At 74.6% G+C, this 24,956-nt stretch carries 24 protein-coding genes and 1 pseudogene; 8 read left to right on the top strand and 17 right to left on the bottom strand.

Annotation, left to right across the window (positions count from 1 at the left end; translation table 11 throughout):
• The 4 genes from J1M37_RS09630 to J1M37_RS09645 all read right to left on the bottom strand — a co-directional run.
• A partial coding sequence (locus J1M37_RS09630; protein ID WP_206452531.1) for a GNAT family N-acetyltransferase occupies window positions 1-364 on the bottom strand: 364 nt, incomplete at its 3' end.
• Window positions 365-593: 229 nt separating this feature from the next.
• Complete coding sequence (locus J1M37_RS09635; RefSeq protein ID WP_206452514.1) at window positions 594-2,075, bottom strand: PQQ-binding-like beta-propeller repeat protein; 1,482 nt, start codon at window positions 2,073-2,075, stop codon at window positions 594-596.
• Between the two features lie 244 nt (window positions 2,076-2,319).
• On the bottom strand, window positions 2,320-3,570 hold the full coding sequence (locus J1M37_RS09640; RefSeq protein ID WP_206452515.1) for an aminotransferase class I/II-fold pyridoxal phosphate-dependent enzyme: 1,251 nt from the start codon (window positions 3,568-3,570) through the stop codon (window positions 2,320-2,322).
• Between the two features lie 156 nt (window positions 3,571-3,726).
• Complete coding sequence (locus J1M37_RS09645) at window positions 3,727-7,158, bottom strand: DEAD/DEAH box helicase (RefSeq protein WP_060973564.1); 3,432 nt, start codon at window positions 7,156-7,158, stop codon at window positions 3,727-3,729.
• 134 nt (window positions 7,159-7,292) lie between these two features.
• On the opposite strand from J1M37_RS09645, the gene J1M37_RS09650 reads away from it, so the two are divergent.
• Window positions 7,293-8,978 carry an SDR family oxidoreductase gene (locus J1M37_RS09650; RefSeq protein WP_049145750.1) on the top strand — a complete coding sequence of 562 codons (1,686 nt, stop codon included), beginning with the start codon at window positions 7,293-7,295 and terminating at the stop codon, window positions 8,976-8,978.
• On the opposite strand, the gene crtX is transcribed toward J1M37_RS09650, so the two are convergent.
• From crtX to J1M37_RS09695, 9 genes and pseudogenes are all read right to left on the bottom strand, one after another.
• Entirely contained in the window at window positions 8,963-9,754 is a 792-nt protein-coding gene (gene crtX, locus J1M37_RS09655; RefSeq protein WP_036384352.1) for a C50 carotenoid glucosyltransferase CrtX, read from the bottom strand. The two genes, J1M37_RS09650 and crtX, sit on opposite strands and share 16 nt — an antisense overlap.
• Window positions 9,751-10,302 (bottom strand): hypothetical protein, encoded by a 552-nt coding sequence (locus J1M37_RS09660; RefSeq protein ID WP_174233308.1) that lies wholly within the window; start codon window positions 10,300-10,302, stop codon window positions 9,751-9,753. The genes crtX and J1M37_RS09660 overlap by 4 nt, the downstream gene beginning before the upstream one ends.
• Window position 10,303: 1 nt before the next feature.
• The gene (gene crtYh / locus J1M37_RS09665; protein WP_020626542.1) at window positions 10,304-10,660 is read right to left on the bottom strand and encodes a C50 carotenoid gamma-cyclase subunit beta CrtYh; all 357 of its coding nucleotides are present in this window, start codon (window positions 10,658-10,660) and stop codon (window positions 10,304-10,306) included.
• Window positions 10,657-11,046 (bottom strand): C50 carotenoid gamma-cyclase subunit alpha CrtYg, encoded by a 390-nt coding sequence (crtYg, locus tag J1M37_RS09670; RefSeq protein WP_036314902.1) that lies wholly within the window; start codon window positions 11,044-11,046, stop codon window positions 10,657-10,659. Before crtYg ends, crtYh begins: the two co-directional genes overlap by 4 nt.
• Window positions 11,016-11,900 carry a prenyltransferase gene (locus tag J1M37_RS09675; protein ID WP_036314900.1) on the bottom strand — a complete coding sequence of 295 codons (885 nt, stop codon included), beginning with the start codon at window positions 11,898-11,900 and terminating at the stop codon, window positions 11,016-11,018. Before J1M37_RS09675 ends, crtYg begins: the two co-directional genes overlap by 31 nt.
• Complete coding sequence (gene crtI, locus J1M37_RS09680; protein ID WP_206452516.1) at window positions 11,897-13,597, bottom strand: phytoene desaturase family protein; 1,701 nt, start codon at window positions 13,595-13,597, stop codon at window positions 11,897-11,899. Before crtI ends, J1M37_RS09675 begins: the two co-directional genes overlap by 4 nt.
• A pseudogene (locus tag J1M37_RS09685) lies at window positions 13,594-14,490 on the bottom strand (phytoene/squalene synthase family protein). The gene crtI and the pseudogene J1M37_RS09685 overlap by 4 nt, the downstream one beginning before the upstream one ends.
• 1 nt (window position 14,491) lies before the next feature.
• Window positions 14,492-15,568 carry a polyprenyl synthetase family protein gene (locus tag J1M37_RS09690; protein WP_155934123.1) on the bottom strand — a complete coding sequence of 359 codons (1,077 nt, stop codon included), beginning with the start codon at window positions 15,566-15,568 and terminating at the stop codon, window positions 14,492-14,494.
• Window positions 15,569-15,729: 161 nt separating this feature from the next.
• A complete protein-coding gene (locus J1M37_RS09695; protein ID WP_020626537.1) occupies window positions 15,730-16,278 on the bottom strand; it encodes a hypothetical protein in 549 nt (182 codons plus the stop codon).
• A gap of 146 nt (window positions 16,279-16,424) precedes the next feature.
• Between J1M37_RS09695 and idi the strand changes: the two genes are divergently transcribed.
• The gene (gene idi / locus J1M37_RS09700) at window positions 16,425-17,054 is read left to right on the top strand and encodes an isopentenyl-diphosphate Delta-isomerase (RefSeq protein ID WP_036384334.1); all 630 of its coding nucleotides are present in this window, start codon (window positions 16,425-16,427) and stop codon (window positions 17,052-17,054) included.
• 30 nt (window positions 17,055-17,084) lie between these two features.
• Here the strand turns inward: idi and trxA are convergent, their stop codons facing one another.
• Entirely contained in the window at window positions 17,085-17,525 is a 441-nt protein-coding gene (gene trxA, locus J1M37_RS09705; protein WP_049145764.1) for a thioredoxin, read from the bottom strand.
• Window positions 17,526-17,737: 212 nt separating this feature from the next.
• Here trxA and aroQ point away from each other — a divergent pair, with 212 nt between their 5' ends.
• Window positions 17,738-18,190: a type II 3-dehydroquinate dehydratase gene (aroQ, locus tag J1M37_RS09710; RefSeq protein WP_206452517.1), complete on the top strand. Its 453-nt coding sequence runs from the start codon at window positions 17,738-17,740 to the stop codon at window positions 18,188-18,190.
• Window positions 18,191-18,286: 96 nt separating this feature from the next.
• Complete coding sequence (locus J1M37_RS09715; protein WP_036316730.1) at window positions 18,287-18,769, top strand: pyridoxamine 5'-phosphate oxidase family protein; 483 nt, start codon at window positions 18,287-18,289, stop codon at window positions 18,767-18,769.
• Between the two features lie 75 nt (window positions 18,770-18,844).
• On the opposite strand, the gene rlmN is transcribed toward J1M37_RS09715, so the two are convergent.
• The gene (gene rlmN / locus J1M37_RS09720) at window positions 18,845-20,242 is read right to left on the bottom strand and encodes a 23S rRNA (adenine(2503)-C(2))-methyltransferase RlmN (protein ID WP_036384305.1); all 1,398 of its coding nucleotides are present in this window, start codon (window positions 20,240-20,242) and stop codon (window positions 18,845-18,847) included.
• Window positions 20,235-21,107, bottom strand: coding sequence for an oxygenase MpaB family protein (locus J1M37_RS09725; protein ID WP_049145769.1), 873 nt, complete (start codon window positions 21,105-21,107; stop codon window positions 20,235-20,237). Before J1M37_RS09725 ends, rlmN begins: the two co-directional genes overlap by 8 nt.
• A 345-nt stretch (window positions 21,108-21,452) precedes the next feature.
• On the opposite strand from J1M37_RS09725, the gene J1M37_RS09730 reads away from it, so the two are divergent.
• A complete protein-coding gene (locus J1M37_RS09730; protein WP_081091283.1) occupies window positions 21,453-21,725 on the top strand; it encodes a three-helix bundle dimerization domain-containing protein in 273 nt (90 codons plus the stop codon).
• A gap of 339 nt (window positions 21,726-22,064) precedes the next feature.
• Here the strand turns inward: J1M37_RS09730 and J1M37_RS09735 are convergent, their stop codons facing one another.
• Window positions 22,065-23,309: an isochorismate synthase gene (locus J1M37_RS09735; RefSeq protein ID WP_206452518.1), complete on the bottom strand. Its 1,245-nt coding sequence runs from the start codon at window positions 23,307-23,309 to the stop codon at window positions 22,065-22,067.
• A 198-nt stretch (window positions 23,310-23,507) separates the two neighbouring features.
• On the opposite strand from J1M37_RS09735, the gene J1M37_RS09740 reads away from it, so the two are divergent.
• From J1M37_RS09740 to J1M37_RS09750, 3 genes are read left to right on the top strand one after another with little or no spacing between them, the layout of a single operon-like run.
• Window positions 23,508-24,275, top strand: coding sequence for an arsenate-mycothiol transferase ArsC (locus J1M37_RS09740; RefSeq protein WP_206452519.1), 768 nt, complete (start codon window positions 23,508-23,510; stop codon window positions 24,273-24,275).
• A 39-nt stretch (window positions 24,276-24,314) separates the two neighbouring features.
• On the top strand, window positions 24,315-24,695 hold the full coding sequence (locus J1M37_RS09745) for a metal-sensitive transcriptional regulator (protein WP_206452520.1): 381 nt from the start codon (window positions 24,315-24,317) through the stop codon (window positions 24,693-24,695).
• Window positions 24,696-24,736: 41 nt separating this feature from the next.
• Window positions 24,737-24,955, top strand: a complete 219-nt coding sequence (locus tag J1M37_RS09750; RefSeq protein WP_041103399.1) for a heavy-metal-associated domain-containing protein — start codon at window positions 24,737-24,739, stop codon at window positions 24,953-24,955.
• Window position 24,956 lies beyond the last annotated feature (1 nt).

The raw sequence follows: 24,956 nt of genomic DNA on the forward strand, positions 1-24,956 counted from the left end.
CGTGAGCCTCCACGGGTCGGACGCCGAGGCCTGCGAAGGCGAGGTCCAACAGGGCACAGGCCAGCTCGGTGGCGCGGCCCCGGCCGGCGTGGGCCTGGGCTATGGTCCAGCCGATCTCGGCCTGCGCCTGATGCTGCTGTGCGACGACCCGGACGCCGGCCCGTCCTCGGTGGGCATCCTCGGGGCGGACGGCTTCGCCGCCTACCAACCCCTGGGGTGGTCGGACCGCTACGGCGGATACGTCGTCATGGTGCCGGAGTCGGACGCGGAGGACCTGGTGGTGAGCGCCGAGGCCCCCGAGGGCACCCGGTACCGCCTGAGCGTGATCACGGACCACGATCCGGTGGCCGACTGACCCCACCATCCCCGGGGCATCCTCTCCGGCAGGCCCTCCTGGATCCGGCAGGCCCTCCCGGAGCGGGGCCTGCGGACAGGCGGGCGGGGCCGCGTCCCCACGACGCGACCCCGCCCTCCTCCATCCACGGGCCGGCGGCAGGTGCCGGCCCTGGCCGTCAGCGTCCCCACGACGCCCCCGGCCGCCGACCGGGCACCCCTCCCCACGAAGGGCGCCCGGCCGGAGTCTCGTCACACGATCAATGGTCGTGCCCCTCGTGGCCCTCCGAGGGCTCGGCGCCGTGGTCGTGGCCCTCGTGGCCGTCGTCGTCGTGGTCCTCGTCACCGTGCGCGCCCTCCTCGGGCTTCACGGACTCCGGCTGGCCGGTGACCACGGCCATCTCGACCGGGGCGAACTCCAGGTCCTTCTCCAGGACGGTCTCACCGGTCTCCAGGTCGACGGCCACGAGCTCTTGGGCCTCCGCGTCGGTGACGTAGGCGGTGTTCCCGGCCACCTTCAGGATCGGGCCGGGCTCCTGCCACTCGTCCTTCTCCTTCCACGGCTCGATCACCGGGTACTCGGCGGTGACCTCACCGGTCTCCTCGTCGATCACGTTGACCTCGCCGTCGTAGGTCAGCACGACCGCGGAACCGTCCTCGGCGCGGCCGAGCGAGCGGAACCAGTAGGAGGAGCCGAGGTCCACGGTGGTGAGCTCATCGGTGCGGGTGTCGATGAGGGCGATCGCCGTGGGCCGCTCGACGGCCTCCTCCGGCTCCTCCTCGACCTTGTGATCACCCAGGACGATGGGCGAGTCATGCAGCCCGAACAGGTTCCCGGAGCGCTGATACTCGGTCTCGACGTCCACCTTGTGGAACTCGCCGTCCCGGTACACGACGGGCCCGTTCTCGCAGCCCATCACGACGACGTCGCCCGCCTCCGTCGGCTGGGCCGCGGCCTCGCCGTGGCTGCCGGGGCAGTCGTCGGTCTCGGCCGTGACCTCGCCGGTCTTCGGGTCGATCACCTGGAGCGTGTTCCGGGAGTCCTCGGTGCCCTGCGTGGTGAAGAGGGTGCCGTCGGAGAGCTCGAGCGCCACGCCGTGGTGCGGGTCCTCGGTCTCGGCCTCCGTCATGACGGGCATGAGGTCCGGGGTCGCCTTGTCCAGGTGGGTCGAGTCGAAGGTCCGGATCGCGCCCGTGCCGTCCGCGAAGAGGGTGGTCTTGCCGTTGTGGGTGACGACGTGGCCGGGATGCTCACCCGGGAACGTTACGCCGGTCATGCCGGGCGCGGACTCGTAGTTGTGGACGTGATCGCCGTGGGCCTTGGCCTGGATGCCGGTGGAGAACACCTCCCAGCCGTTCCCGGTGGTCACCAGGACGTCCTTGCCGTTGCCGGCGTTGCTCAGCCGCGTGAAGCCCGTGATGTCCTGCTCCTTCACCACCTCACCGGACTCGGCGTCGAGCAGCGTGAGCCCGTCCTCGTGCGAGAGCAGGATGCGCGGCGTCACCGCGGAGACCTCGGTGGTCTGGGTCGGGTCGACGCGGTCCTCCGCGGAGACGGAGGAGGCCGCCGTCGCCTCACCCGCCGGCGACTGGGCGCCGCCCGCGGCGGAGGCGGGTGCCGACGTCGGGCCGGACGGGTCGGCGTCCGCGCCGCACGCCGTCAGGGCGATGGCCGCGGCGGCGAGGGTGGCGGAGAAGGTGGCGGTGCGCGTGGAACGGCGCTGCGGGGCGAAGTGGGACACGGGGAGCCTTTCACGAGAGCGAAAAGATGCGACTGATTCACAATAAAGACTGTTGCGGATGATTCGCAATACTGCGGTGGACCTCACCCCGTCATCCCGGCGGCGCCGACGGCGCGCCCCCGTCGCGGGAACCGGCACGTGACGCCCTCGACGCGGCGACCGGGCCGTCACGGACACGCCGCTCGGGCGCCGCTACCGGCTGGGCGGCTGAGACGTCGGCCGGTGCGGCGTGCGGCGGAGCCCGTCAGGCCAGGCCGCGCGCCGCGTGCCAGGCGGCGATCCGCTCGAGCGCCTCGTGGAGGGCGTCCGGGCCGGCGGCGAAGGAGAGCCGGACGGACTCGGGCCCGTGGACGGCGTCGAAGTCGTCGCCGGGGGTCAGCGCGACGCCGGCCTCCTCCAGCAGGGCGGCGCAGTAGCCGACGGCGCTGCCGAACTCCGCCAGCATGCCCGGGGCGAGACGGGCCCACAGGTAGAAGGCGCCGTCGGCGGGGGCGGCGTCGGCCCAGCCGAGCCGGGGCAGGGCGGCCAGCACGACGCCGCGCGTCGCCGTGAAGCCGCCGGCCTGCTCAGCGCAGAACGCGTAGGACTCCTCGCTGAACGCGTGGACGGCCGCCTCCTGTGCCGCGGCGGGCGGGCAGAGGGCGACCGAGCCGGCGAGGCCGTCGACCGCGGCGGCCAGATCGTCCGGCATGAGCATCCAGCCCAGCCGCCAGCCGGGCATGCCCCAGTACTTGGAGAACGAGCTGACCACGAGCGCGGTGCGGGAGGTGCGCCATGCGCAGGCGCCGAGCCCCTCCCCGTCCGTGTGCACGATGCCGTGGTAGATCTCGTCCGAGACGAGCCGCACACCGCGTTCCTCGCACCAGCGGGCGAGTTCGGCGAGCTCGGCGGCGCTGACCATCGTGCCCGTGGGATTGGCCGGGGAGGCGAGCACGAGCCCCGCGACCGGGCCCTCCGCGAGCGCCGCCTCCAGGTGGGCGACCGTGGGCTGGTAGCGGGTGCCGGCGTCGACGTCCACGTCCACCACCTCCACCCCGAGCGCCGTGAGGATGTTGCGGTACGCCGGATAGCCGGGGCGCGGCAGGAGCACGCGGTCCCCCGGGGAGAACGCCGCGAGGAAGCCGAGCATGAACGCCCCCGAGGAGCCCGTGGTGATCGCGACCTGCTCGGGGCGCACGTCGAGCCCGTACCAGCGGCGGTAGTGGCCGGCGACGGCGGCCCGCAGCTCCGGCAGGCCCAGCGCCGGGGTGTAGGTGAGGGCACAGCCGGAGGCGTGGACGGCGGCGGCCGCGGCGTCGACGGCGGGCGGGGCGCCCCCGCCCGGCTCCCCCGCGCACAGGCTGACGACGTCGTGGCCGGCGGCACGCAGCTCGGCGACCCGGCCGAGGATGCTCATCACCGTGAACGGCGGCACCTGCGACCGGGCGGACGGCGCGAAGGCAGGGGCGGCGGTGCTGGCGGGGGCGGCGGTGCTGGGCCGGGACGGGCGACGCATGGCCCGAGGCTACCCCCCGCTTTCGTTCGGGAAACGGCGCCCCGGGGACGACTTTCGTTGACGAAACGGGCGGGCGGGACGCCGTTTCATCAACGAAAACGTCGCGACACGCCGCCGTTTCGTGAACGAAAACGTCCGGCCCGCCTCGCGCGGCCCTCACTCCTCGGCGCCGAGCATCTCCCGGATGTCCTCGGCGGTGAGGGAGTCGGTGAAGGCGCCGGCTCCGGAGTCGTCGGACTCGTCCATGAGCGCGCCGAACAGCTCGGCCTTGCGCCGCTGCAGCTCGAGCACCTTCTCCTCGATCGTCCCCTCGGACACGAGCCGGTAGACCATCACGGTCCGCTCCTGCCCGATCCGGTGCGCCCGGTCCACGGCCTGCGCCTCCGCAGCGGGGTTCCACCACGGATCCATGAGGAACACGTAGTCCGCCTCGGTCAGGGTCAGGCCGAAGCCGCCCGCCTTCAGGGAGATCAGGAACACCGGCGCCTCGCCCTCGCGGAAGCCGCGGATCACGTCGGCGCGCCCGCGCGTGGAGCCGTCGAGGTACGCGTGCTCGATCTCCAGGTGGTCCAGCTCCTCGGCGATCACCCGCAGGAAGCTCGTGAACTGGCTGAACACGATCACGCGGTGCCCCTCGCCGATCACCTCGGTGAGGTCGTCGAGGAACCGCTCGAGCTTCGAGCTGGGCACGGAGGCGTACTGGTCGTCGACGATCTGCGGCGCCAGCGCGAGCATCCGCAGCAGCGTGAGCGACGTGAAGATGGTGAACCGGTTGCCGTCCATGTCCCCGAGCAGGCCCAACACCTTGCGGCGCTCGCGCTGGAGCACGCGGTCGTAGAGCTTGCGGTGGGCCGGCTCGAGCTCCACCTGGAGGATCTGCTCCTGCTTGGACGGCAGGTCCTTCGCCACGAGCTCCTTGGAGCGGCGCAGCATGAACGGGCGCACGCGGCGGCGCAGGGCCGCCATCCGCTCGGGGTCCCCCCCGGTCTCGATGGGGGTCACGTAGGTCTCGCGGAACCGGCGGTGGCTCGGGAACAGGCCCGGCACGACGACGCCCAGCAGCGCCCACAGGTCGCTGAGGGAGTTCTCCATCGGCGTGCCGGTGATGGCCAGCCGGAAGGGGGCGCGCAGGTCGCGGGCCACCGTGTGCACCTTCGCGGCGCGGTTCTTCAGGAACTGTGCCTCGTCGAAGACCACCCCGCCCCAGTCGAGTCCGCCGTACTGGCCGGCGTCGATCCTCAGGAGCGTGTAGCTGGTGACCACCACGTCCGCCCCCGCCACCTCGTCCGCCACGGCGGTGCCGCGCTTGCGGGTGGTGGTGTCCAGGACGCGCACGTCGAGGTCCGGGGTGAACTTCTCGGCCTCGGCCGCCCACACGGACACCACGGAGCTCGGCGCGACCACGAGGAACGGCGGCCGCTCGGGCCGGGCCTGGCGCGCGTGGGCGAAGAGCGCGAGGGTCTGGACGGTCTTGCCCAGGCCCATGTCGTCGGCCAGGATCCCGCCGAGGTCCTGCTCCCACAGGAACGCGAGCCAGCGCAGGCCCTCCTCCTGGTAGGGGCGCAGGTCGGCCTTCAGGCCGGCGGGGCGCGGGGCCTCGGGGAGGCGCTCGACGGCGGCCAGACGCCCGACGGCGGCGGTCCACTCCGGGTCCTCGTCCACCTCGTCCGCGAGCTCCTTGAGGTCCTCCCAGAAGCCGACCTGGTGCCGTGAGACGGGGGTGTGCTCCGGGGTCCACTCCTGCAGGGTGGCGGCCTCGGAGAGCAGGGCGCGCAGCCGGTCGAAGGCGGGGTGGTCGAGGCCCAGGTAGGAGCCGTCCGCGAGGATCAGCGTGGTCCTGCCCTGCACGAGCGCGGTGAACAGCTCCACGAACGGCAGCACGTGCCCGTCCACGGAGACCTGCACGCCGAGGTCGAACCAGTCGTTCTGCGTGGCCTTCGTGCCGACCTCGATGCGCGGGGCGGCCTTCAGCTCGCGGTAGTCGGGGCGGTCGCCGGTGACGTCCACGCGCACGTGGTCCGCGCGCTGCAGCAGCGGCAGCACCTGCTCGGAGAACCGGGCGGCGCCCACGCCCTCGAGGACCTGCTCCTCCGCACGGCCGGCGCGCGGCCAGAGCTCGGCCACGGCGCGCAGCACCGCGTCCTCGTGCCGGGTGTCCCGCAGGGGGTCGCCGCCGGCGTCGAGGCCGAGTTCGCGGGGCGGGTCGAAGTAGAGCCAGGACCAGCGCAGCACGAGCTCGTGGCCGGGTCGGAAGTCGGCGCGCAGCCGCAGCACGGGCGGCTCGAACTCGGGCAGCTCCACGGAGGCGTCGCCGCTGGTCACGGGCAGGGCGCCACGCAGCCGCGGGTAGATCCGGCCGAGGAACTCCTCGCGGTCCGCGGCGGGCACGCGCACGGGCCCGCCGGCGAGCACGAGCTGCTGCACGGCCTCGGGGACGGGGCGTGCGGCGGGGATCAGGTGGAGCACGGCCTCCTCGTCCGTGAGCTCCACGCGGTAGAAGCCGATGCCTCCCACGGCGTGCACACCGCACAGCCCGGGGCCGGGCGGGGCCGGGTCCAGGGACGGGGCCACGTCCAGACCGCCGTCGGGGGCGCGGGTGACGTCCAGCCCGACGGCGACGGGCGCCTCCAGCACCACGTCCGTCAGCAGCCCCAGCGGCACGAGCTCCACCCCGACCTCGCGGGCCTCCGCGAGCAGCTGCCAGATCCGCGGGGAGTCGAAGACGTGCAGACCGAACCAGGCGTCGCCCGGGTAGGAGTCCTCGGCCTGGACCTGACGCCAGATCAGGCGCATCGCCCGCTCCTGGGCGGGGGCGAACTCGGCGCGCGGGAACTGGAACGCCTTCCACGTCAGCCCGCCCTTGATCCACGTCCCCTTGGCCCCGCGCTTGAGCGGGCGCACGGTCACGTACAGCGGGCGGCCCTCGCGCACCTGCTCCTCCCCGGCGGTCGCCGGGCCCCACTGCTGGAACGCGTTGCGGGAGGACTCGGCCACGAGCTCCACGCCGATCGCCAGCGCGGGCGGCGTGCCCACCCGGCGCGGGCCGTGGAGTCCGGCCAGCGGCTCCATGACCCGTCGCCAGTCCAGGCCGGCAGGGGGTGGGGGTGCCGCCCCGTCCGCGGCCGGGGCGTCGAGGCCGGCCGGGCCGCCGCCGTCGTGGCCCCGGCCGGCGGGCGCGGGCAGCGCGTCCGCCGTGGTGACCATCTCGGCGAGCTTGCGGCGGGCGTCGTCGAGGGCCTGGTCGGCGTCGAGGCGGACCACCTGGTAGAGCGCGGCGGCCACGTGCTTGCAGTCCGTCCCGACCGGGCACGTGCAGCGCCCGCCCACCGGCTCCATGAGGGCGCCGGCGCCGTCCTCGGCGGCGTCGTCGTAGGCCTCCTGCAGCTGCACCTGCACCCGGTAGGGGCTGGGCGCGGTGCCCTGGACGGAGGCGCTCAGACGGCCGGTGGCGGCGTCATAGCGCAGGCGCCCCACGGCACCCGACGCGGCCACGGCGAAGCCGCGGTCCGCACTGGTGGGCCCGACGACGGCGCGGATGGCCTCGGTGCGCAGGTGCGGCAGGACGTCTCCGGAATCTGCAGTGGCCATAGCGAGCAGTCTTTCACGGACCGTGCCGGGCCCGCTCCGACCGACGCAGGTCCGGCGGCGTGCCCACTCACGGGCCCCGGGTCCGCACACCTGAGACCTTCAGCCCGACCCGCCCCGGACCCTAGAGTGCGCCCATGGCGTCCACACAGCCCTCCCCCGTCCCCGCCGGTGCCACGCCGGCGTCCCACACCTCCCCCCTCGGCCTGTCCCTGCCGGACGGCCGGGGCCGTCGCGTCCTCGTCACCGGTGCCACCGGTTACGTGGGCGGGCGCCTCATCCCCGAGCTGCTCGCCGCCGGCTTCGACGTCCGGGCCGGCGCCCGGAACCCCTCCGACCTCGCGGACCGACCGTGGTCGGACAGCATCGAGGCGGTGGAGCTCGACCTCACCGAGGCGGACCTCGTCGAAGCCGCCATGCAGGACGTGCACACCGTGCTCTACCTCGTGCACTCCATGGGCGGGGGCGGCGACTTCGTGGCCCAGGAGCAGCGGATCGCGGACATCGTGGGCACCGCCGCGGACACGGCCGGCGTGGCCCAGCTCGTCTATCTCTCCGGCCTGCACCCGGACACGGTCCCCGTCGCGGAGCTGTCCGACCACATGCGCTCCCGCGCCCTCGTGGCCGAGCGTCTCGAGCGGGCGGCGACCCCGGCGCTGACGTTCGAGGCCGGGGTGATCATCGGCTCGGGCTCCACCTCGTTCGAGATGATCCGCCACCTCGCCGAGCGGCTGCCCGTGATGCCCGGCCCGTCCTGGCTGAGGAACCGGGTGGAGCCGCTGGCCATCCGCGACGTCCTGTACTACCTCCTGCAGGCCTGCGCCCTCCCGGAGCCCGTGCAGCTGCGGGCCCAGATCGGCAACGGGCACCCCCAGCCGTTCGCGAGCGTGCTGGTGGACTACGCCAAGGCCGCCGGCCTGTCCCGGCGCATCGTGATCCCCACCCCGTTGCCCTTGAAGACCCTGGCGGGCTTCTGGATCGGCATGGTGACCCCCATCCCGGTCGCGGTGGCCCTGCCCCTGGCCGCATCCCTCGCCGAGGAGGCGGTCGTGGAGGACCGCTCGGTCCGCGACCTCATCCCGGACCCGCCGGGCGGGCTGACCTCCTACATGGACGCCGTGCGGCTGGCGCTGAAGCGGGAGAAGGAGGGTCCCCTGGACGTCACCTTCGACGCGGACCTCCAGAGCTCCGCGGACCCGGCCGCCTCCCTGCCCTCGGATCCCGAGTGGGCCGGCACCACGGTCTACACGGACGAGCGCGAGCGCGAGTCCGACCTGCCCGCGCAGGAGGTGTGGCCGGTGATCGAGTCGGTGGGCGGCGCCAACGGTTGGTATTCCACCCCGCTGCTGTGGAAGATCCGCGGGCTGATGGACAAGTTGGCCGGCGGGCCCGGCCTGACCCGCGGCCGGCGGGACCCGAACCACCTGCGACGCGGCGACGCCGTGGACTGGTGGCGGGTGGAGGACGTGGAGCCGGGGCGGCGGCTGACCCTGCGGGCGGAGATGAAGGCCGGCGGGCGGGCCTGGCTGCAGCTGAGCACCGAGCCGCGGGAGGGCGGAGGCTCCGTCTACCGCCAGCGGGCGGTCTTCATGCCGGACGGCCTGCTCGGACGCGCCTACTGGACCGCCATCCTGCCCTTCCACGCCGTGGTGTTCCCGGAGATGGCCGCGAACATCCTGGCCGAGGCCAGGCGCCGGCACGACGGCGGCGAGCGTCCCCGCACCCGCGGCCTGCTGCGGCCGCTGGTGGACCGGCTGCCCCTGCGTCGCAACCCGTTGGACAGGCGAGCCCGCGGCGCCGGCGGCGCTCAGTCGCGGGACTGACCGTCGGGGCCACGCCCCCAGTGGGGCCGGGGGCGTGACCGGGCCGCCCGGCGCAGCCACCGCCGCCCGGGGGACAGCCGGGCCCAGTTGACCTGCAGGGTGGTGACCGCCATCCGGCCCTGCCGCACCCGCTGGCGCAGGGAGTGGAAGATGCGCCCGGCGACCTCCACCCGCAGGTCCGGATCGAACCGGATCCGGCGGCCGGCCAGGGCCAGCTGGAAGGACAGGTCCAGGTCATCGTGCACGTCCCCGCGTTCGCGGTGGACGCGGGTCCGCACAGCCTGCCACGCCTCGGCGCGCAGGGCGCAGTTGGAGCCCCAGACGGGGGTGGCCGCCACCGCGGCGCCCGCCCCCCAGCGGTACGCGCCGGTGTAGAGCGCCGCCCGCACCTGTCCCCGGAGGCCGGGCTGGTCGTGGAAGGTCCCCGGCCCGGTGAGGGCGTCGAGCCCGGGGTCGGCGTCGAACCGAGCCACGATCCGTTCGAGCCAGTCCGCGGGCATCCGCGTGTCGGCGTCGCAGCGCACCAGCAGTTCCCCGACCGCGGCGTCCAGGCCGGCGGCCGCCGCGGCCGGGACCCCGCGGCGCGGCTCGTGCACCACCCGCGCGCCGGCGGCGCGGGCGAGCACCGCCGAGTCGTCCACGCAGCCGTTGTCCACCACCACCACCTCCAGCGCCGGCCGGCTCTGGGCGGCCAGCAGGGCGAGACACACGCGCAGGTGCTCGGCGTCGTCGAGCACCGGGACGACCACGGAGACCGTGGGGCGGGCCGGGGTCACCGGATGCGCTCCCGGCGCACGGCGAGGGCGGCGCCGATCCCGGCGCCGACGAGATCGGCGGCGAGGTCGCCGATGGTGTCCGTGTGGCCCACACCGATCTCGGGGGTCACCGCCGTGTGCCCCCACCATTCGGCCAGCTCCCACACCACGCCCAGGGCCACGGCGGCGGCCGCGATCCCCAGCCCGGCCAGGCCCGGGCCGAGCAGGGCCACGGCCTGCCCGGCCTCGGTCCCCCGACGCCGGAGCCATGCCCCCACCACCAGTGCCGTCAGACAGGCGACCACGGCGGAGGCGGCGGCGTGCACGAGCAGGTCCAGCCACGGCACCCGCGGGTAGAGGCCGATGACGCTCAGCCACCCGGCCAGCAGCAGGACCGCCTGCGCGGCCCAGTCCAGGGCGCCGCCCGGGGCGAGCCAGCGGGTGAGCCACTGGGAGCCGAACACGAGCAGCATCGCCGCCGCGGACGGCCATCCGGCGTGCACCGCCGCGACCGGGACGAGGATCAGGCCGAGCGCGCGCAACAGGTCTGCGGGGATCAGCGGCAGCATGTCAGCGATCGTCCGGGTGGGGGCGGCGTCCCGGCCGAGGGCCGCGCCGACCGGCACGACCACGGCTCGTCAGCAGCAGCCAGAGCGCCGGCAGCAGCAGGGCGGAGCCGAGCGGGTAGGCGAAGTCCTCCACGGGCGCCTGGCCCACGTAGGCACCCACCAGCAGCTCATGGCCGTAGTCGAAGAGCCCCGCGGCGATCATCACGTTGTCGAAGACCGCCGTGAGGGCCCACAGGGCCACCAGGGTGGCCGCCACGGCCCGCAGGTGCTCGCCCCGCACGCGGCCGACGAGGGCGGCGCCCACGAGCACGGCCAGGGCGAAGCCCACGAAGACGAGGACGAGGTCGAGGAAGGTCACCGGCTGCCCCCGTCGGTCGGATCGGCCGGCGTCGCGGCACGGGCGTCACCTCGCCGGCCGCGCAGCAGGCGCAGCGCCCCGGTGAACAGCACCATCGTGATCTGGCTGAGGAAGAGCAGGAAGAACCCCTCCTCCAGGGGCAGCTGGGGGGCGAGCATCACCCCGGTCATGTAGGGCGACTGCCGGTGCAGGAACACGCCTTCGGCGATCCCCCACAGGTCCCAGGCGAAGAAGTAGGCCACCCCGGCGGCCAGCACCAGCAGCGCCGGGAGCGGGCGATGCCACAGGAACAGCTCGAAGCGCCGGTCCACCAGCAGCATGCAGCCGATGACACCCAGCAGGGCCAGCAGGTAGATCATGCCGCCGCCCCCCGGGTCAGCGCCCACCCGATCAGCAGCAGGGTCACGAGGAAGCCGGTCACGTAGTTCAGCGGAAGGAACAGCTGCCAGCCGCGGTGGGCCGCGCCCGAGGTGGCGTCCGTGATGCGGCGGAAGCGCAGGGTGTTCACCACGTAGGGCACGGCCAGCAGCGCCGCGAGCGGGCCCGGCGGGTCGGTGGCCAGCAGCAGAAGGCCCGCCGCCGCGTACAGGCCGGCGGCGAGCAGGACGGTGCGCCGAGCGCCCAGCACGGTGGCCACCGAGGCCAGGCCCCCCTCCCGGTCCGGCACCACGTCCTGCACCGCCCCGAACATCTGCGAGGCCATGCCCCACAGGAAGAACGCCCCCAGCAGCGCCGCCAGGGCGGGCGTGGGGGTCGCCCCGGCCAGCGCGAGGCCGTAGACCGCGGGGGAGACGAAGTGGGTGGCGGAGGTGGCGGCGTCCAGGAAGGGCCGCTCCTTGAACCGCAGCCCCGCCCAGGAGTACGCCACCACCGCGAACAGGCTCACCGCGAGCACCAGCACGGCGGCCCACTCGCCCCGCACGGCGGACCAGCCCGCGAGCACGGCCACGAACGGCACGGGCAGCAGCACCGACCACGCCAGCACCCGGCGGCGCACCGCGGGGTCGCCCAGCACGGAGCCCTCCACACCCCCCTTGCGGGGGTTGCGCAGGTCCGAGGCGAAGTCGAACACGTCATTGATGCCGTACATGGCCAGGTTGTAGGGCACCAGGAAGAACACGACGCCCAGGACCACCAGCCACGCGGGCAGCCCCCCGGTCAGGATCGCGGCGGCGGCGAACGGGTAGGCCGTGTTCACCCAGCTGACCGGCCGGGACGCCCAGAAGAGGGTGCGGATCATGTGCCGCTCCCCCCGGGGCCCGCGGGCCGGGCCCTGCGCGCGTCGTGGCGCAGTTCGTCCCGGACCACTTCGGCGGAGATCAGGCACATGGGCACCCCGATTCCCGGGCGCACCGAGGAGCCCGCGTACATCAGGCCGGCCACGTCCGCGTCCCGCACCGAGGGGCGGAACATGGCCGACTGCGCCAGCGTGTGCCCGGGGCCCAGCAGCGAACCCCGCCAGGCGTGCACGTCCGCGGCGAAGTCACCGGGCCCGTAGGTGCGCCGCACCACGATGCGCTCGGCCAGGTCGGGGATCCCGGCCCAGCGGGCCAGCTGATCGAGGGCCCGGTCCGCCACGGCCTCCACCTGGGCGTCCCCGGCGCGGTCCACCCGCCAGCCCTGGCCGTCACGGACCCGGATGCCGCCGCGCCCCCACCCCGGCTCGGCGGGGGCCGGGACGAGGATGAAGAGGTTCTCGTCGCCCTCCGGGGCCACGCCCGGGTCCGTGGCGGAGGTGCGCGAGACGTAGATCGACGTGTCCGCGGCGAGGTCCTCCCCCCGCTCGATGCGCCCGAAGTTGTCCTCCCAGTCCGCCGTGAACAGCAGGGTGTGGTGGGCCAGCTGGGGCAGGGATCCGCGCACCCCCACGCACACGAGCACGCCGGAGGGACCGGGGTCGCGCCGGTCCCACGTGGACTCCGCGACGCGCCGGCCGGGAGGCAGCAGACGGGTCTGCACGTGGTGCAGGTCCGCGGCGGCCACCACCACATCGGCGTCGAGGCGTCCCGCGGCGCCGTCGTCGGACCGCCAGGCGACGCCGGTCACCTGGCCCGGGCGGCGACGTCGGCCCTCGTCCCCGCGGGCTGCTCCCGGCCTGGGCAGGCGGGCGGCCAGGCGTCCGAGGCGGCCGGCGGGGGCGGGACGGTCCACGACCTCCACGGCGGTCGCCTCGACCCCGGTGCGGATCTCCACACCGGCCTCACGCACGACCTCCGCCATGGCGTCCACGAGGGCCGCGAACCCGCCGAGGGGGTACTGCACGCCGTCGGCGAGGTCCAGATGGGACATCAGGTGGTACATGGCGGGGGCACGGTCGGGGGACGTGCCGAGGAAGACCGCCGGGTAGCCCAGGATCTGGCGCAGCCGGGGATCCTGGAAGCGGGCCGCCACGTGGGAGCGCAGGCCCCCCAGCAGCTGGGGCCCGAGGGCCGGCAGGGCGCGCAGGACGTCCGGGTGGGCCAGGGCGGCCGGCCGGCGGAAGTCCGTGTAGAGGAAGTGCTCCTTGGCGAGCCCGTAGATCCGGGACGCGGAGTCGAGGTAGGCCCGCAGCCGGCGCCCGGCGCCGGGCTCGAGGGACTCGAACAGCGTCTCCGCGTGGCCGGTGCGCACGTCCACGGGGGGCTCGTGGAGGTGCCCCTCGAAGTACACCCGGTAGCCGGGGTCCAGACGGCGCAGGTCCAGCCGTTCGGCGGCGGAGGTCCCCATGAGGCGGAACCAGCGGTCGATCACCTCGGGCATCAGGTACCAGGAGGGCCCGGTATCGAAGGTGAACCCCGCCTCAGACCAGCGTCCGGCACGGCCGCCCAGGACGGCGCCGCGCTCCAGCAGCGTCACCCGGTGCCCGTCGCGGGCCAACAGGCCCGCCGTGGCCAGTCCGGCGAAACCGCCGCCCACCACCACGGTGCGCGGGCCGAGAGCGGTGTCCCGGGCGCTCATCGGCGGCCTCCCCGGCGGCCCCGTGCCAGGACGCGGGCGGCGATCCGGGCCTTCTGATGGTCCGGCACCCGGACACGGCGGTGGGCCAGCTCGGCCGCCGGGGTCGCCTCGATCCGGTCCACCAGGGCCGCGAACAGTCCGTGCGCCAGGGCCACGGCGCGCCCGGCCCCGGGGTCCAGGACACGGATGCCGGGCAGGGCGGCGTCGAGGTCGGCGCGGACCTCGGCCACGAGCTCGGCCTTGCGGGCCTCGGTGAGCACGCCCGGTGCGGCACCGGGCAGGTAGGTGCGGCCCAGCTCGTGGTGGTCCGCGGCCAGGTCCCTGAGGAAGTTGACCTTCTGGAACGCCGCCCCCAGCCGGGAGGCCTGCGCGCGCAGCTCCTGCCGCTGGCCCGGGGTCCGGGCCCGCGTGCCGGGGAGGGAGAGGAAGACCTGCAGGCACATCAGCCCCACCACCTCGGCCGAGCCGTGGATGTAGGCGTCCAGGGACTCGGCGCCGTGCTCGCGGATCCCCAGGTCCGCGCGCATGGAGGCGAAGAAGGGACGGGTCAGCTCCGGGGTGATGCCGTGGCGACGGGCCACGTCGGCGAAGGCGTGCAGGACCGGGTCGGTGGCGAAGCCCGACGCCATCGCGGCCTCACACGCCCGCTCGTAGTCGTCCAGGGCGGCGCGGACCCCGGCCTCGTCGAGCCCGGCGGCCACCGCGACGCCGTCGACCACCTCGTCGGCGACGCGGACCATGGCGTAGATCGTGGCCACGTCCTGGCGTGCCTACCGGGGCAGGGTGCGGCAGGCCCAGGAGAAGGACGTGGAGTAGCGGCGGATCACCTGGGCCGCTGCGGTGTGGGCCGTCCGCGTGTACAGCGCGGCAGGGCTCGGGGTGGGCGCGGCCATCTCAGGACCTCCGGGTCAGCACGGCGTGGCAGGCGTCGGCGAACTCCGCCCGGACCGTCTCGTCCAGGGGCAGGGCCGCGATGCGCTCGCGGGCGCGGACGGTGAGCTCGGCGGCGACGTCGAGGGCGTGCTCCCGGGCACCGGCCGCCTCGAGGGCGCGGCGGGCGGCCTCGATGTCCGCGGGGGTGGCCGGGCCCGCGTCGAGCAGGGCGCGGACGGCGGGGATGCGGCGGCCGTGGGCGGTGAGCACGGTGGCCTTGCCCTCGCGCAGGTCGCCGTCGGCGGACTTGCCGGTCTCCCCGGGATCGCCGAACACGCCGAGGACGTCGTCGATCACCTGGTAGGCGGCGCCGAGGTCGGCGCCGGCCTCGCCCATCGCCCGGGCGAGGTCGGGATCCGCCCCGGCCAGGAGGGCGCCGGCGCGCAGGGGCGCGCCGACCGTGTAGTGCGCCGTCTTGAGCCGTTGCATGGCGAGGATGCGGTCGGGATCGGGCTCCTCACCGGTGTGGCGGGACAGCCCCAGGAGCACGTCCTCGAGCTCGCCGGCCGCAGTCACGGCGGCGGCGTCGAAGACGACGGCGGCGGCCTCGGCAGCCCGGACGGTGTCGGCGGCACAGGTGGCGGCGAGCCGGAACGCCTGGGTGAGCAGGACGTCCCCCGCGATGAGGGCGACGGCGACCCCGGCGTGGGCGGCGTCCGCAGCGGGCACCCCGCGGGCCTCGAGGCGGTGCCGGGCGGAGGCGTGCACGGCGGGCTGGCCGCGCCGCAGCGTGTCCCGATCGATGACGTCGTCGTGGACGAGCAGTGCGGTGTGCAGCAGTTCGAAGGCGGCCCCGAGCCGGTCGACGGCAGCGCGGCCGGACGGAGGGACCGGGTCGGCGGTCGCCAGGCGCCAGCCGAGCTCGACGAGACGGGGGCGGATGAGCTTGCCGGCGCCCACATGGACGTGGAGCGAGTCGAGCAGCTCGGCGAAGGCGGCGGATCCGGGCGCCTGGGCCGCGGCATGTCGGAGCGCGGCGTCCAGCTCGGCGGTCACCCCGGAGAGCGCGGCCTCGCCGCCCGTCCTCACTTCACCCATGGCGCCTCCTCGGTGGCGGACACGACGCGGCACCGACCGCCGCATCTGTTCGACCGTCTAACTTCTGGACGCAGAAGACACTACGGGCCGCGCCGGTCCCGCGTCCATCCGCGGCGGTCCCGGGCGGCGCGATCTCACGACGCACGGGGCCGCCGGCGGGATCAGGCGTCGGCGGACGCCGTCTCCAGGGTGATCTCCGGGTCCACGATCTGACCCTCCCACTCACCGGAGACCCCGTACACGACGCAGTGCTTCTCGTCGGTGCCGTAGTTGCCCAGCTCGGAGGAGGTCAGGACGGCCCCGTTCAGCTGGTCCTCCTTCTCCTCGCTCAGGCGCTGGGCCTGGGCGGTGCAGGTCTGGGCGGCGGCCGGGTCGGCCTCCTCACCCTCGGCCACGGCCGGCACGGCCCAGAGGTACTCCGCGGTGTGGGCGCCCTCGCAGTCGGTGGTCTCGAAGGAGGACAGGTCACGGGCGCCGAGCGGGGCGGTGAAGCACGTGCCGGCCTCGTAGTCGGCCGGGGCCGCGGACAGCGACGACGCCGAGGCGGACGACGACTCCGCACCCTGCGCGGACGCGGAGGCGGGCGCCGTCGTCGAGGCGGACGCGTCGGCGTCGGACGAGTCCTGACCGCCGCACGCGGTGAGGGCCAGCAGCGCGGCAGCGGACAGGCCGGCAAGACGGGCGGAACGGGACAGGGCGGCGAAGGCCATGGGGGTGCTCTCCTCGAGTGACGTGGGACGCGCCGGGGTGTGGCGCCGACCTCAGCACTCTAGCCACGCCCGGCCGTCGGGATCGGACTGAGGTGACGTGGCCCACATCTGATGGGTGGCCCGGCTCGCCTGCCACACTGAGAGGCATGCAGACCCCGGCCACGCCCTCCCCGCCCGACCGCCCCTCCCCCGTCGCCCGACCGTGGTTGGCGGCCTCGGACGTCCCGGTCGCAGGCCCCGACGACGTCGAGCGCGTGGTCCTGCTGTCCCCGGAGGGCGAGGCCGTGGGCACGGAGGCCAAGGCCACGGTCCACCGCCGCACCGAGGACGGCGGCACGCCCCTGCACCTGGCCTTCTCCTGTCACGTGTACGACGAGGCCGACCGGTTCCTGCTCACCCGCCGGGCGCTGGGCAAGGCGGCGTTCCCCGGGGTGTGGACCAACGGGTTCTGCGGGCACCCCGGCCCCGGCGAGTCCCCCGCGGAGGCCGTGCTGCGCCGCGCCCCGCAGGAGCTGGGCGTGGAGGTGTCCGACGTCGTCGAGGTGCTCCCCGACTTCCGCTACCGGGCCGCAGACGCCTCCGGCATGGAGGAGCACGAGATCTGCCCGGTGTTCCGGGCCCGGATGCACGGCGACCCCGCCCCGGAGCGGGACGAGGTCGCGGAGTGGTGCTGGGTGGAGCCGGCCGATCTGGCCGCCGCCCTGGCCGCCGTCCCCCGGGCGTTCAGCCCGTGGCTCGTGGAGCAGTGGCAGCAGGGGGCGTTCGACCCGCGGTGAGCGGCCGGCGCGGCGACGCCGCGCGGGCCGTCAGCGGCCGTTGACGTCGTCGAGGTGGGCGGCGGTGGACTGCACGGCCTCGTCCTGCGCCGGCTCGGCGTCGCCCTGCTGGCCCTGCTGCTCCTCGGCCATGCGGCGGACCTCCGCGACGTCGAGGCCCTTGACCTGGTCGAGCAGCTGCTCGAGCGCGGTGCCCGGCAGGGCGCCGGCCTGGGAGAACACGAGCACACCGCCGCGGAAGGCCATGAGCGTGGGGATGGAGGTGATGCCGGCCATCGCCGCCAGCTGCTGCTGGTCCTCCGTGTCGACCTTGGCGAACACGACGTCCTCGTGCTTCTCCGAGGCGGCCTCGAACACGGGGGCGAACTGGCGGCACGGGCCGCACCAGCCGGCCCAGAAGTCCACGAGCACGGTGTCGTTCTCGGCGACGGTGGAGCCGAACTCCTCGAGGGTCAGGTCCTTGGTGGCCACGGTGGGTCCTTTCGTCAGCGGGGCCGACGCGCTCACGCCGGCGATCGTCCTGCCGACCACAACGGACGCCCCGCGGCACCTATTCCGCCCCACCCCGCTTTCGTTCGGGAAACGGCGGCGTGTCCCAGCACTTTCGTTCGGGAAACGGGCGCCTTCCACGCACTGTCGTGGCCGAGACGGGAGCCGTCGTCGTCGCTTCCTAGACTGACCGCATGACCGCCACTACCGCCCTGCCCCTGCTCGTGCTCAACGGCCCCAACCTGAACCTGCTCGGCACCCGCGAGCCCGAGGTCTACGGCACGGCCACCCTCGACGACGTCCGCGCGCTCACCGAGGCCCGCGCGGCCGAGCACGGGCTGACCGTGGACTTCCGACAGTCCAACCACGAGGGCGAGCTCGTCGACTGGATCCAGGAGGCCCGCACCTCCCACGGGGGTGTCCTCATCAACCCGGCCGCGTACTCGCACACCTCCGTCGCGATCCGCGATGCCCTCGCCGCCGTCGACCGGCCGATCGCCGAGGTGCACATCTCCAACGTCCACCGGCGCGAGGCGTTCCGACACCACTCGCACGTCTCCGCCGTCGCCGACGTCGTGATCGCCGGGGCGGGCGTCCAGGGCTACGCCCTCGCCGTCGACTGGCTCGCCGCGGCTGTGCGCCGCTGAGCGCTGGTCAGGACCCGGCCGGTCGGGCCTAGGGTCGGTTCGACGAGCCGGTGGCCGCATCAGGGCGCCGGCACCCGACGACGAAGGAGTCACGCCATGGGCACCCAGGATCCCCGCACCCATCTGCTCGAGAAGCTCGCGAAGGTGCACGTCTGCATGCTGACCACCGCCGAGGCGGACGGCACGCTCGTCACCCGCCCGATGGGCCTGCAGCAGGCCGAGGACGGCGGCACGCTCTGGTTCATGACGCGCTCCACCTCCGACGTCGCCGCGGACGCCCCGCAGCGCCCGGTCAACGTCGCCGTCCAGGACAAGGACTTCTGGGCCTCCCTCGCGGGCCACGGTCAGCTCGTCCGCGACGACGCCCGCAAGAAGGAGTTCTGGAACTCCGCCACCGAGGCGTTCTTCGGTGAGGGCTCGAGCCCCGAGGATCCGCAGATCGTGCTCGTGCGCGTGGACGTGAACACCGCCCAGTTCTGGGAGTCCCCGGGCGCGGTGGCCACCGCCGTCGAGATGGTGAAGGCCAAGGTCACCGGCGGGACCGCCGAGCCGGGCGACAGCGAGACCGTTCGCTTCTGACGGCGCTCCCCGACGCCGGCCCCGCGGCTTGCCCGAGGACGGGCCGGTGAGCGCCGCGCGAGGGGCCTCGGCGGGTCAGTCGACGTCCTCGGCCGCCAGCTGGCCGCACGCGCCGTCGATCTCCTTGCCGCGGGTGTCGCGCAGGGTGGTGGGGATGCCGGCGGCGTTGAGCCGGTCCACGAACTCGCGCGTCACGTCCTTCTCCGAGGCCGTCCAGATGGAGCCCGGCGTCGGGTTCAGCGGGATCGGGTTCACGTGCACCCAGCCCTTGCCACGGGCGTTGAGCTTCTTGGCCAGCAGGTCGGCACGCCACGCGTGGTCGTTCATGTCCTTGATGAGCGCGTACTCGATGGACACCCGGCGGCCGGTGGCCACGAAGTAGTCGTACGCGGCGTCGATCGCCTCGTCTGCCTTCCAGCGCGAGTTCACCGGGATCAGCTCGTCGCGCAGCTCGTCGTCCGGCGCGTGCAGGGACAGCGCGAACGTCAGCGGCACGCCCTCCTCGGCCAGCTTTCGGATGGCCGGCACCAGGCCCACGGTGGACAGCGTGATGTTCCGCGCGGACATGCCCAGGCCCTCGGGCGAGGGGTCCACCATGCGGTGCACGGCGGCCATCACGCGCTTGTAGTTGGCCAGGGGCTCACCCATGCCCATGAACACGACGTTGGTGACGCGGTCGGCGTCGTGCCCGCCGTCCTTGCGCTTGCCGCCCAGTCCGCCCTGGGCGATCACCTGGTTGGCCAGCACGATCTGCTCCACGATCTCCGCCGTGGACATGTTGCGGGTCAGCCCGGCCTGGCCCGTGGCGCAGAACGGGCAGTTCATCCCGCAGCCGGCCTGGCTGGACACGCACAGCGTCACGCGGCCGGGGTACCGCATGAGCACGGACTCCACGAGCGCGCCGTCGAACAGCCGCCACAGGAACTTGACGGTGTCCCCGCGGTCGGTCTCCATGCGCCGGACCTCGGTGAGCAGCGGCGGGAAGAACGCCTCCGCGATCGCCTCCCGCTTGTCCTTGGGCAGGTCCGTCATCTGCTCCGGATCGGTGGTGTAGTGCTCGAAGTAGTGCACCGAGAGCTGCTTGGCGCGGAACGCCGGCAGCCCGATCTCCTTGGCCTTCTCCTGCCGTTCCTTCAGCGTGAGGTCGGCCAGGTGGGTGGGCGGCTGGGAGACGCGCGGCTGCTTGAACTGCAGCTGCGGTCGGCCGTCCGGGCCCATCGGCTGGGTCCAGCCCTCGGTCTTCGGCATCACCTGGGGGCGCTCGGCGGTGGCGGCCTCGCGGCGCTTGGGCGCGGAGAGCTGGTGGCCGACGCCGGCGCGGCGCATGCGCTCTCGGTCCTCGGCGAGCTGGCGCGCCTCGGACTCGTCGATCAGGCCGCGCTCGGGGCGGCCGAGGGCCGGCTTGCCGGCGCGGTCCCTCTGGCGGTTCGGGGTGGGCTTCGATCCGGGGCGGCGGGGCTGGTAGTCAGACATCGGCACCATTCTCCCAGACGGGGCGGACTTCGCGGCGGGTCGCCTCCACGTCGACGGCGCCGCGCGGCCCCGGCATCCGGGGCAGCCCCCGCAGGACCCAGCGGACGACGACGCCGCGCACCCTCGCCGGCAGCGGCCGGTACAGGGTCCGCGCCAGCCCCCAGAGGCGTGCCTCCCGGACGGAGTCCCGCCCGGTCCAGGACCAGCCGAGGCCGGCGCGCACGCGCCCCGGGAGGAGGCCGGCGGTGACGAACCGGGCCAGGGGCAGGGCCGCCCGCAGCGGCGCGGGGACGCCCTGGCCGGAGAACAGGTCGGCGGCGATCCGCCGCGCGTCGTCCGTGACCTCGAGCCGGGCCACCCGGTCGTCCCAGTAGTCCGCGAACGCCGCGCGGTCGACCGGCCAGGCGGAGGCGGGGACCTCCAGGCTCGTGGCGAGCGGGGCGTACCCGCGGTAGAGGCGGTCGGCGTCCTCGGCGTCGAGGGCGCCCCACATCCGGCGGCGCACCTGCTCCCCCATCGCGTAGAGGGTGGCGGCCACCCAGAGCTGGGCGTCCGGGTCGGCGGCGTCGTAGGGGTGGCCTCCGGCGTCGACCCCGCGGACCGGGCGGTGCGCCGCCCGCACCCGGTCGACGACCGCGTCTCGCAACGACGCGGCCTCGGGGAGGGTGACCGCGTAGATGTAGGCGAGCGTGTGGCGGAGCCGGCGCATCGGGTCCTCGGTGAACCGGGAGTGGACGGCGACGCCGGCCCCCACCGGCCGGTGCGCCACCTGGAGCAGGATCGCCGCGCCGGCGCCGGCGAGGATCACGGCCTCGCGGGCGAGGGCGGCCGCAGAGGTCGGGGCGGAGCGGCGGTCGGGGCGCATGGTCCCAGCCTCGCACCGGGCCGGGCAGAGGGGCAGGGGGCGAAGATGAACGGCGCTGTTCACCTTCTGTTCACCTAGCTGTCCGCCTGGCGCTCGTGGCGCCTCGACACGAAAGTAGCGTGATGGCGCCGATTTCGCGGCATACAGGCGGGCGCAACAGGGTGTCACAGGTCACGTTGGTGAACACGGAGTTGCACTCCGGGAGGAAATCTGTAAACTTGTTCACAAGCAGTTCACCTAGCGTTTACGGAACGCGAGGTTGGGACTCCACCGAACCCATCACCCGCGGCCCCGCCGCGACGATCCGCCGGACTCATGGTCCGGCAACCGAAGGAGGTGCTCACCGTGAGCATCAACACGACCAGCCACCACCTGCCCGCCACCCCGAGCCCCCTCATGCAGCGCCACGTGCTCCAGCGCGTCGAGGAGACCCTCCTCCGCCGCTTCGAGGGCACCGTCACCGCCGAGACCGTCCGCTCGGTCGTCCGCGAGGTCGTCGCCGACCTCAAGCGCGGCGCCCGCATCACCACCTTCCTGCCGGCCCTCGCCGAGCGCGAGGCCACCCGCCGCCTCCAGGCCGCGACGCCGGCCCACGAGGCCATGGCCGTCGCCGCCTGATCCCCCATACCGACGCGACGACCCGTCGGCCCGCCCCGCGAGGGGCCGTGGCCGGCGGGTCTTCTCGCCTCCCCGGACGCTTTCGTTCGGGAAACGGCGGGCCCCAGGACGCTTTCGTTCGGGAAACGGCGGGCCCCAGGACGCTTTCGTTCGGGAAACGGCGTTACTGCTCCTTGCTGATGAGGCCATCCGGCACCTCCGCTCCTGGGCGCCGTTCCATCGCCGCCCACGCGAATCCGGCGTGCGGCGCCGTTTCCCGAACGAAAGCACCGCGACACGCCGGCATTTCCCGAACGAAAGCGCGGGTGGCGGGGCCGGCACGGCGCGGCACGGGAGGCCTCAGTCCTCGGCGACGCCCAGCGCTCGGCGCATCGGCAGGAACTTGGCCCGGATCTCCGTGACCTCCTCCTCGGGCACCGCTCCCGGGACCATCCCGCCCCCGGCCTGCAGCCGCACCCCGCCGGGCACCTGCTGGCCACAGCGCAGCGCCAGGGCGATCTCGCCATCGCCGTCCTGGTCGAGCCACCCGACCGGGCCCGCATAGCGGCCGCGGTCCACGGGCTCGACCTCCGCGATCACCCGCACCGCGTCCGGCGTGGGGGTCCCGCCGACGGCCGCCGTCGGATGCAGCGCGGCCACCACGTCCAGCACGGTCCCCCGCCCGTCCCGCAGCCGGCCGCGCACGGACGTGGCCAGGTGGTGCACGTTCGGCAGGGTCAGGACGGTGGGCGCGGGGTCGTCGTCGGCGAGGTCGACGACGGGCGCCAGCGCGTCCAGCACCGACCGCGCGGCCCAGCGATGCTCCTCCGCCAGCCGCGGATCAGAGGCCAGACGCTCCCGCAGCGCGGCGTCCTCCTCCTCGTCCGCGCCGCGCGGCATGGACCCCGCCAGCACCCGCGAGCCCACGAGCCCCGCGTGCCGCGTGGCGAGGACCTCGGGCGTGGCGCCCAGCAGCCCGCCGACGGCGAACACCCAGGTCTGCGGGTACTCGCGGCGCAGCTCCCCGATCGCCCGCCACAGGTCGGCGTCGTCCGCGGGGACGGTCATCGTGCGGCTGATCACGACCTTCGCCAGCTCCCCGCCCGAGTCGGCCATCCGCGTCAGCAGCTCGCGCACCCCGGCCGCGTAGCCGGCGTCGTCCCAGGCATGGTCGGCGACGCCGGCGGGCAGGGGCACCTCGCCGTCGGCCAGCAGCCGGGCTCCGCGGTCCGCGGCGACGGCGGCTGCGAGCGCGTCCGCGTCCACGTGCTGGGCCACGTCTCGCACGCCGGACGGCGTGGCGCGGCGCAGATCCGCGGGGATGCGCAGGACCGCGGGCTCGGGCGAGTCGTCGGCGAAGGTCGAGGAGATCCAGCCCCGCAGGGGGGCCGTCGGGTCCGGTCGCCCGGCGACGGCGGCCTGCCACAGCGCGGAGAGCCGGCGGAGCCGGTCGGTGCCGTCCAGGAGCACGGTCCAGCCGCCCTCGCCCCGCCACGCGTCGTCCCCGTGCGCCCACAGCACGGCCCGAGCGAACGGGGGGACGGCGGCCTCGGGGGTCCCGGTCGCGGGGGCGCCGAGGTCCGGGAGCAGGGAGCGGACAGACATGGCCCCCATTCTCTCCCACCTCGGCGGACCCCCGCTCCGGGCCCGGGCCTCGGCCGCCACCCCGACGACGGCGGCGAGCGACGTCGTCGGGCGCGGAGAGATCCCGCCAGGGCTTGCGCCGGCACACCCGACGTCGCAGGGTGGGGGCACCCGTTCACCTCGCGTTCAACCGACCGCCTTCCCCGGAGGACTCGCACCATGGCCCCCATCCCCCCGGACCCCCACGCCGATCACGCACCGGCGGTGGACGACATGCCGCTGGACACGACGGCCGCGCCGGACATCCCCGCCGCGGTGGACCCCGTGCCGCACGGGATGGCCGCGCACGTGCTCGAGCGCGAGGTCGGGCCGCTGATGGCGCGCTTCCCCGGCGTGGCCGACGAGGCGACGGTGCGTCAGATCCTGTTCGACTCCTACGCCGAGCTCGCCGCGACGAGCCGCCACCCGGAGATGCTGCCGACCACCGCGGTGCAGCATGCCGCCTCGCGCCTGCGCGCCAGGGCGATCAACCAGGGCAGCATCGAGTCCCGCCACCCGCGTGTGCTGTTCGTCTGCCACGGCAACGCCGGCCGCTCGCAGATGGCCGCGGCCCTGCTCGAGAACCGCACCCACGGCGAGGTCAGGGCCCGCTCGGCCGGCACGGAGCCCGCCGGCGAGGTCATCTCCACCGCGTTCGAGGCGATGAGCGAGATCGGCATCCCGCTGCACCACACGTACACCAAGGGCCTGGACCCGGACGTGCTCCGGGCCGCCGAGATCGTGGTGCTCTTCGACGGCGTGGATCAGTTCGAGATCCCCGAGGGCGCGCAGGTGCAGAAGTGGTCCGTGCCGTCGATCCGCGGCATGAGCCTCGAGCAGGTGCGCGGCGTGCGCGACGCCCTGGACCTGCAGGTCCGCGGCCTGATCGCCGATCTGGGGGAAGCCCCCGCCGCCCCGCTGCCGAACGCGGACACCCGCACCGGCTGACCCCTTGACCTATACCCCCCTGGGGTATAGAACGGGGGTATGAGCACGGACAGCACGACGACGGCGCCCGCCGCCGCCTCGCCCCTCCCGTCCGCCGCGGCGGACGCCTGCGACGGCCACCGGCCCCCGCACGAGGTCCACCGGGACAAGGCGAAGCACCTGGCGCGACTGCGCCGCATCGAGGGGCAGGTGCGCGGCCTCCACCGCATGGTGGACGAGGACGTGTACTGCATCGACATCCTCACGCAGGTGGCCGCCGTCACGAAGGCGCTGCAGTCCCTCAGCCTGAACCTCACCTCGGAGCACCTGCGTCACTGCGTGGCCGAGGCCGCGGTGCAGGCCGAGGCGGAAGGCCGCACCGAGCTCATCGACGAGAAGGTCGCCGAGGCGACGGCCGCCCTCGGCCGCCTGCTGCGCTGACCGGCGCCGTCGCCCACCCACCACCGCACGAGGAGCACGAGATGACCACCACCGACCTGAAGATCACCGGCATGACCTGCGGCCACTGCGTCGCCTCCGTCCGGGAGGAGCTCGGTGAGATCGCCGGCGTCTCCGCCGTGGACGTCGACCTGAACGCCGGGGGCGTGTCCACCGCGACCGTCACCTCCGAGGGCCCCCTCGACCCCGCCGCCGCACGCGCCGCCGTCGAGGAGGCCGGCTACACGCTGGTGGAGGGCTGAG

It is taken from the genome of Micrococcus sp. KRD012, from assembly GCF_017168555.1.
In the GTDB taxonomy this organism is placed as follows: Bacteria; Actinomycetota; Actinomycetes; order Actinomycetales; family Micrococcaceae; genus Micrococcus; species Micrococcus luteus.

Excerpts from the sequence above, each read along its gene's own strand:
- J1M37_RS09695 (WP_020626537.1), bottom strand. The coding sequence starts at position 16,278 with ATGGCCTTCGCCGCCCTGTCCCGTTCCGCCCGTCTTGCCGGCCTGTCC.
- crtI (WP_206452516.1), bottom strand. The coding sequence starts at position 13,597 with ATGAGCGCCCGGGACACCGCTCTCGGCCCGCGCACCGTGGTGGTGGGC.
- J1M37_RS09675 (WP_036314900.1), bottom strand. The coding sequence starts at position 11,900 with ATGATCCGCACCCTCTTCTGGGCGTCCCGGCCGGTCAGCTGGGTGAAC.
- rlmN (WP_036384305.1), bottom strand. The coding sequence starts at position 20,242 with ATGTCTGACTACCAGCCCCGCCGCCCCGGATCGAAGCCCACCCCGAAC.
- J1M37_RS09715 (WP_036316730.1), top strand. The coding sequence starts at position 18,287 with ATGGGCACCCAGGATCCCCGCACCCATCTGCTCGAGAAGCTCGCGAAG.
- J1M37_RS09645 (WP_060973564.1), bottom strand. The coding sequence starts at position 7,158 with ATGGCCACTGCAGATTCCGGAGACGTCCTGCCGCACCTGCGCACCGAG.
- J1M37_RS09745 (WP_206452520.1), top strand. The coding sequence starts at position 24,315 with ATGAGCACGGACAGCACGACGACGGCGCCCGCCGCCGCCTCGCCCCTC.
- J1M37_RS09690 (WP_155934123.1), bottom strand. The coding sequence starts at position 15,568 with ATGGGTGAAGTGAGGACGGGCGGCGAGGCCGCGCTCTCCGGGGTGACC.
- J1M37_RS09660 (WP_174233308.1), bottom strand. The coding sequence starts at position 10,302 with ATGCTGCCGCTGATCCCCGCAGACCTGTTGCGCGCGCTCGGCCTGATC.
- aroQ (WP_206452517.1), top strand. The coding sequence starts at position 17,738 with ATGACCGCCACTACCGCCCTGCCCCTGCTCGTGCTCAACGGCCCCAAC.
- J1M37_RS09735 (WP_206452518.1), bottom strand. The coding sequence starts at position 23,309 with ATGTCTGTCCGCTCCCTGCTCCCGGACCTCGGCGCCCCCGCGACCGGG.
- J1M37_RS09725 (WP_049145769.1), bottom strand. The coding sequence starts at position 21,107 with ATGCGCCCCGACCGCCGCTCCGCCCCGACCTCTGCGGCCGCCCTCGCC.
- J1M37_RS09640 (WP_206452515.1), bottom strand. The coding sequence starts at position 3,570 with ATGCGTCGCCCGTCCCGGCCCAGCACCGCCGCCCCCGCCAGCACCGCC.
- J1M37_RS09740 (WP_206452519.1), top strand. The coding sequence starts at position 23,508 with ATGGCCCCCATCCCCCCGGACCCCCACGCCGATCACGCACCGGCGGTG.
- J1M37_RS09750 (WP_041103399.1), top strand. The coding sequence starts at position 24,737 with ATGACCACCACCGACCTGAAGATCACCGGCATGACCTGCGGCCACTGC.
- J1M37_RS09650 (WP_049145750.1), top strand. The coding sequence starts at position 7,293 with ATGGCGTCCACACAGCCCTCCCCCGTCCCCGCCGGTGCCACGCCGGCG.
- idi (WP_036384334.1), top strand. The coding sequence starts at position 16,425 with ATGCAGACCCCGGCCACGCCCTCCCCGCCCGACCGCCCCTCCCCCGTC.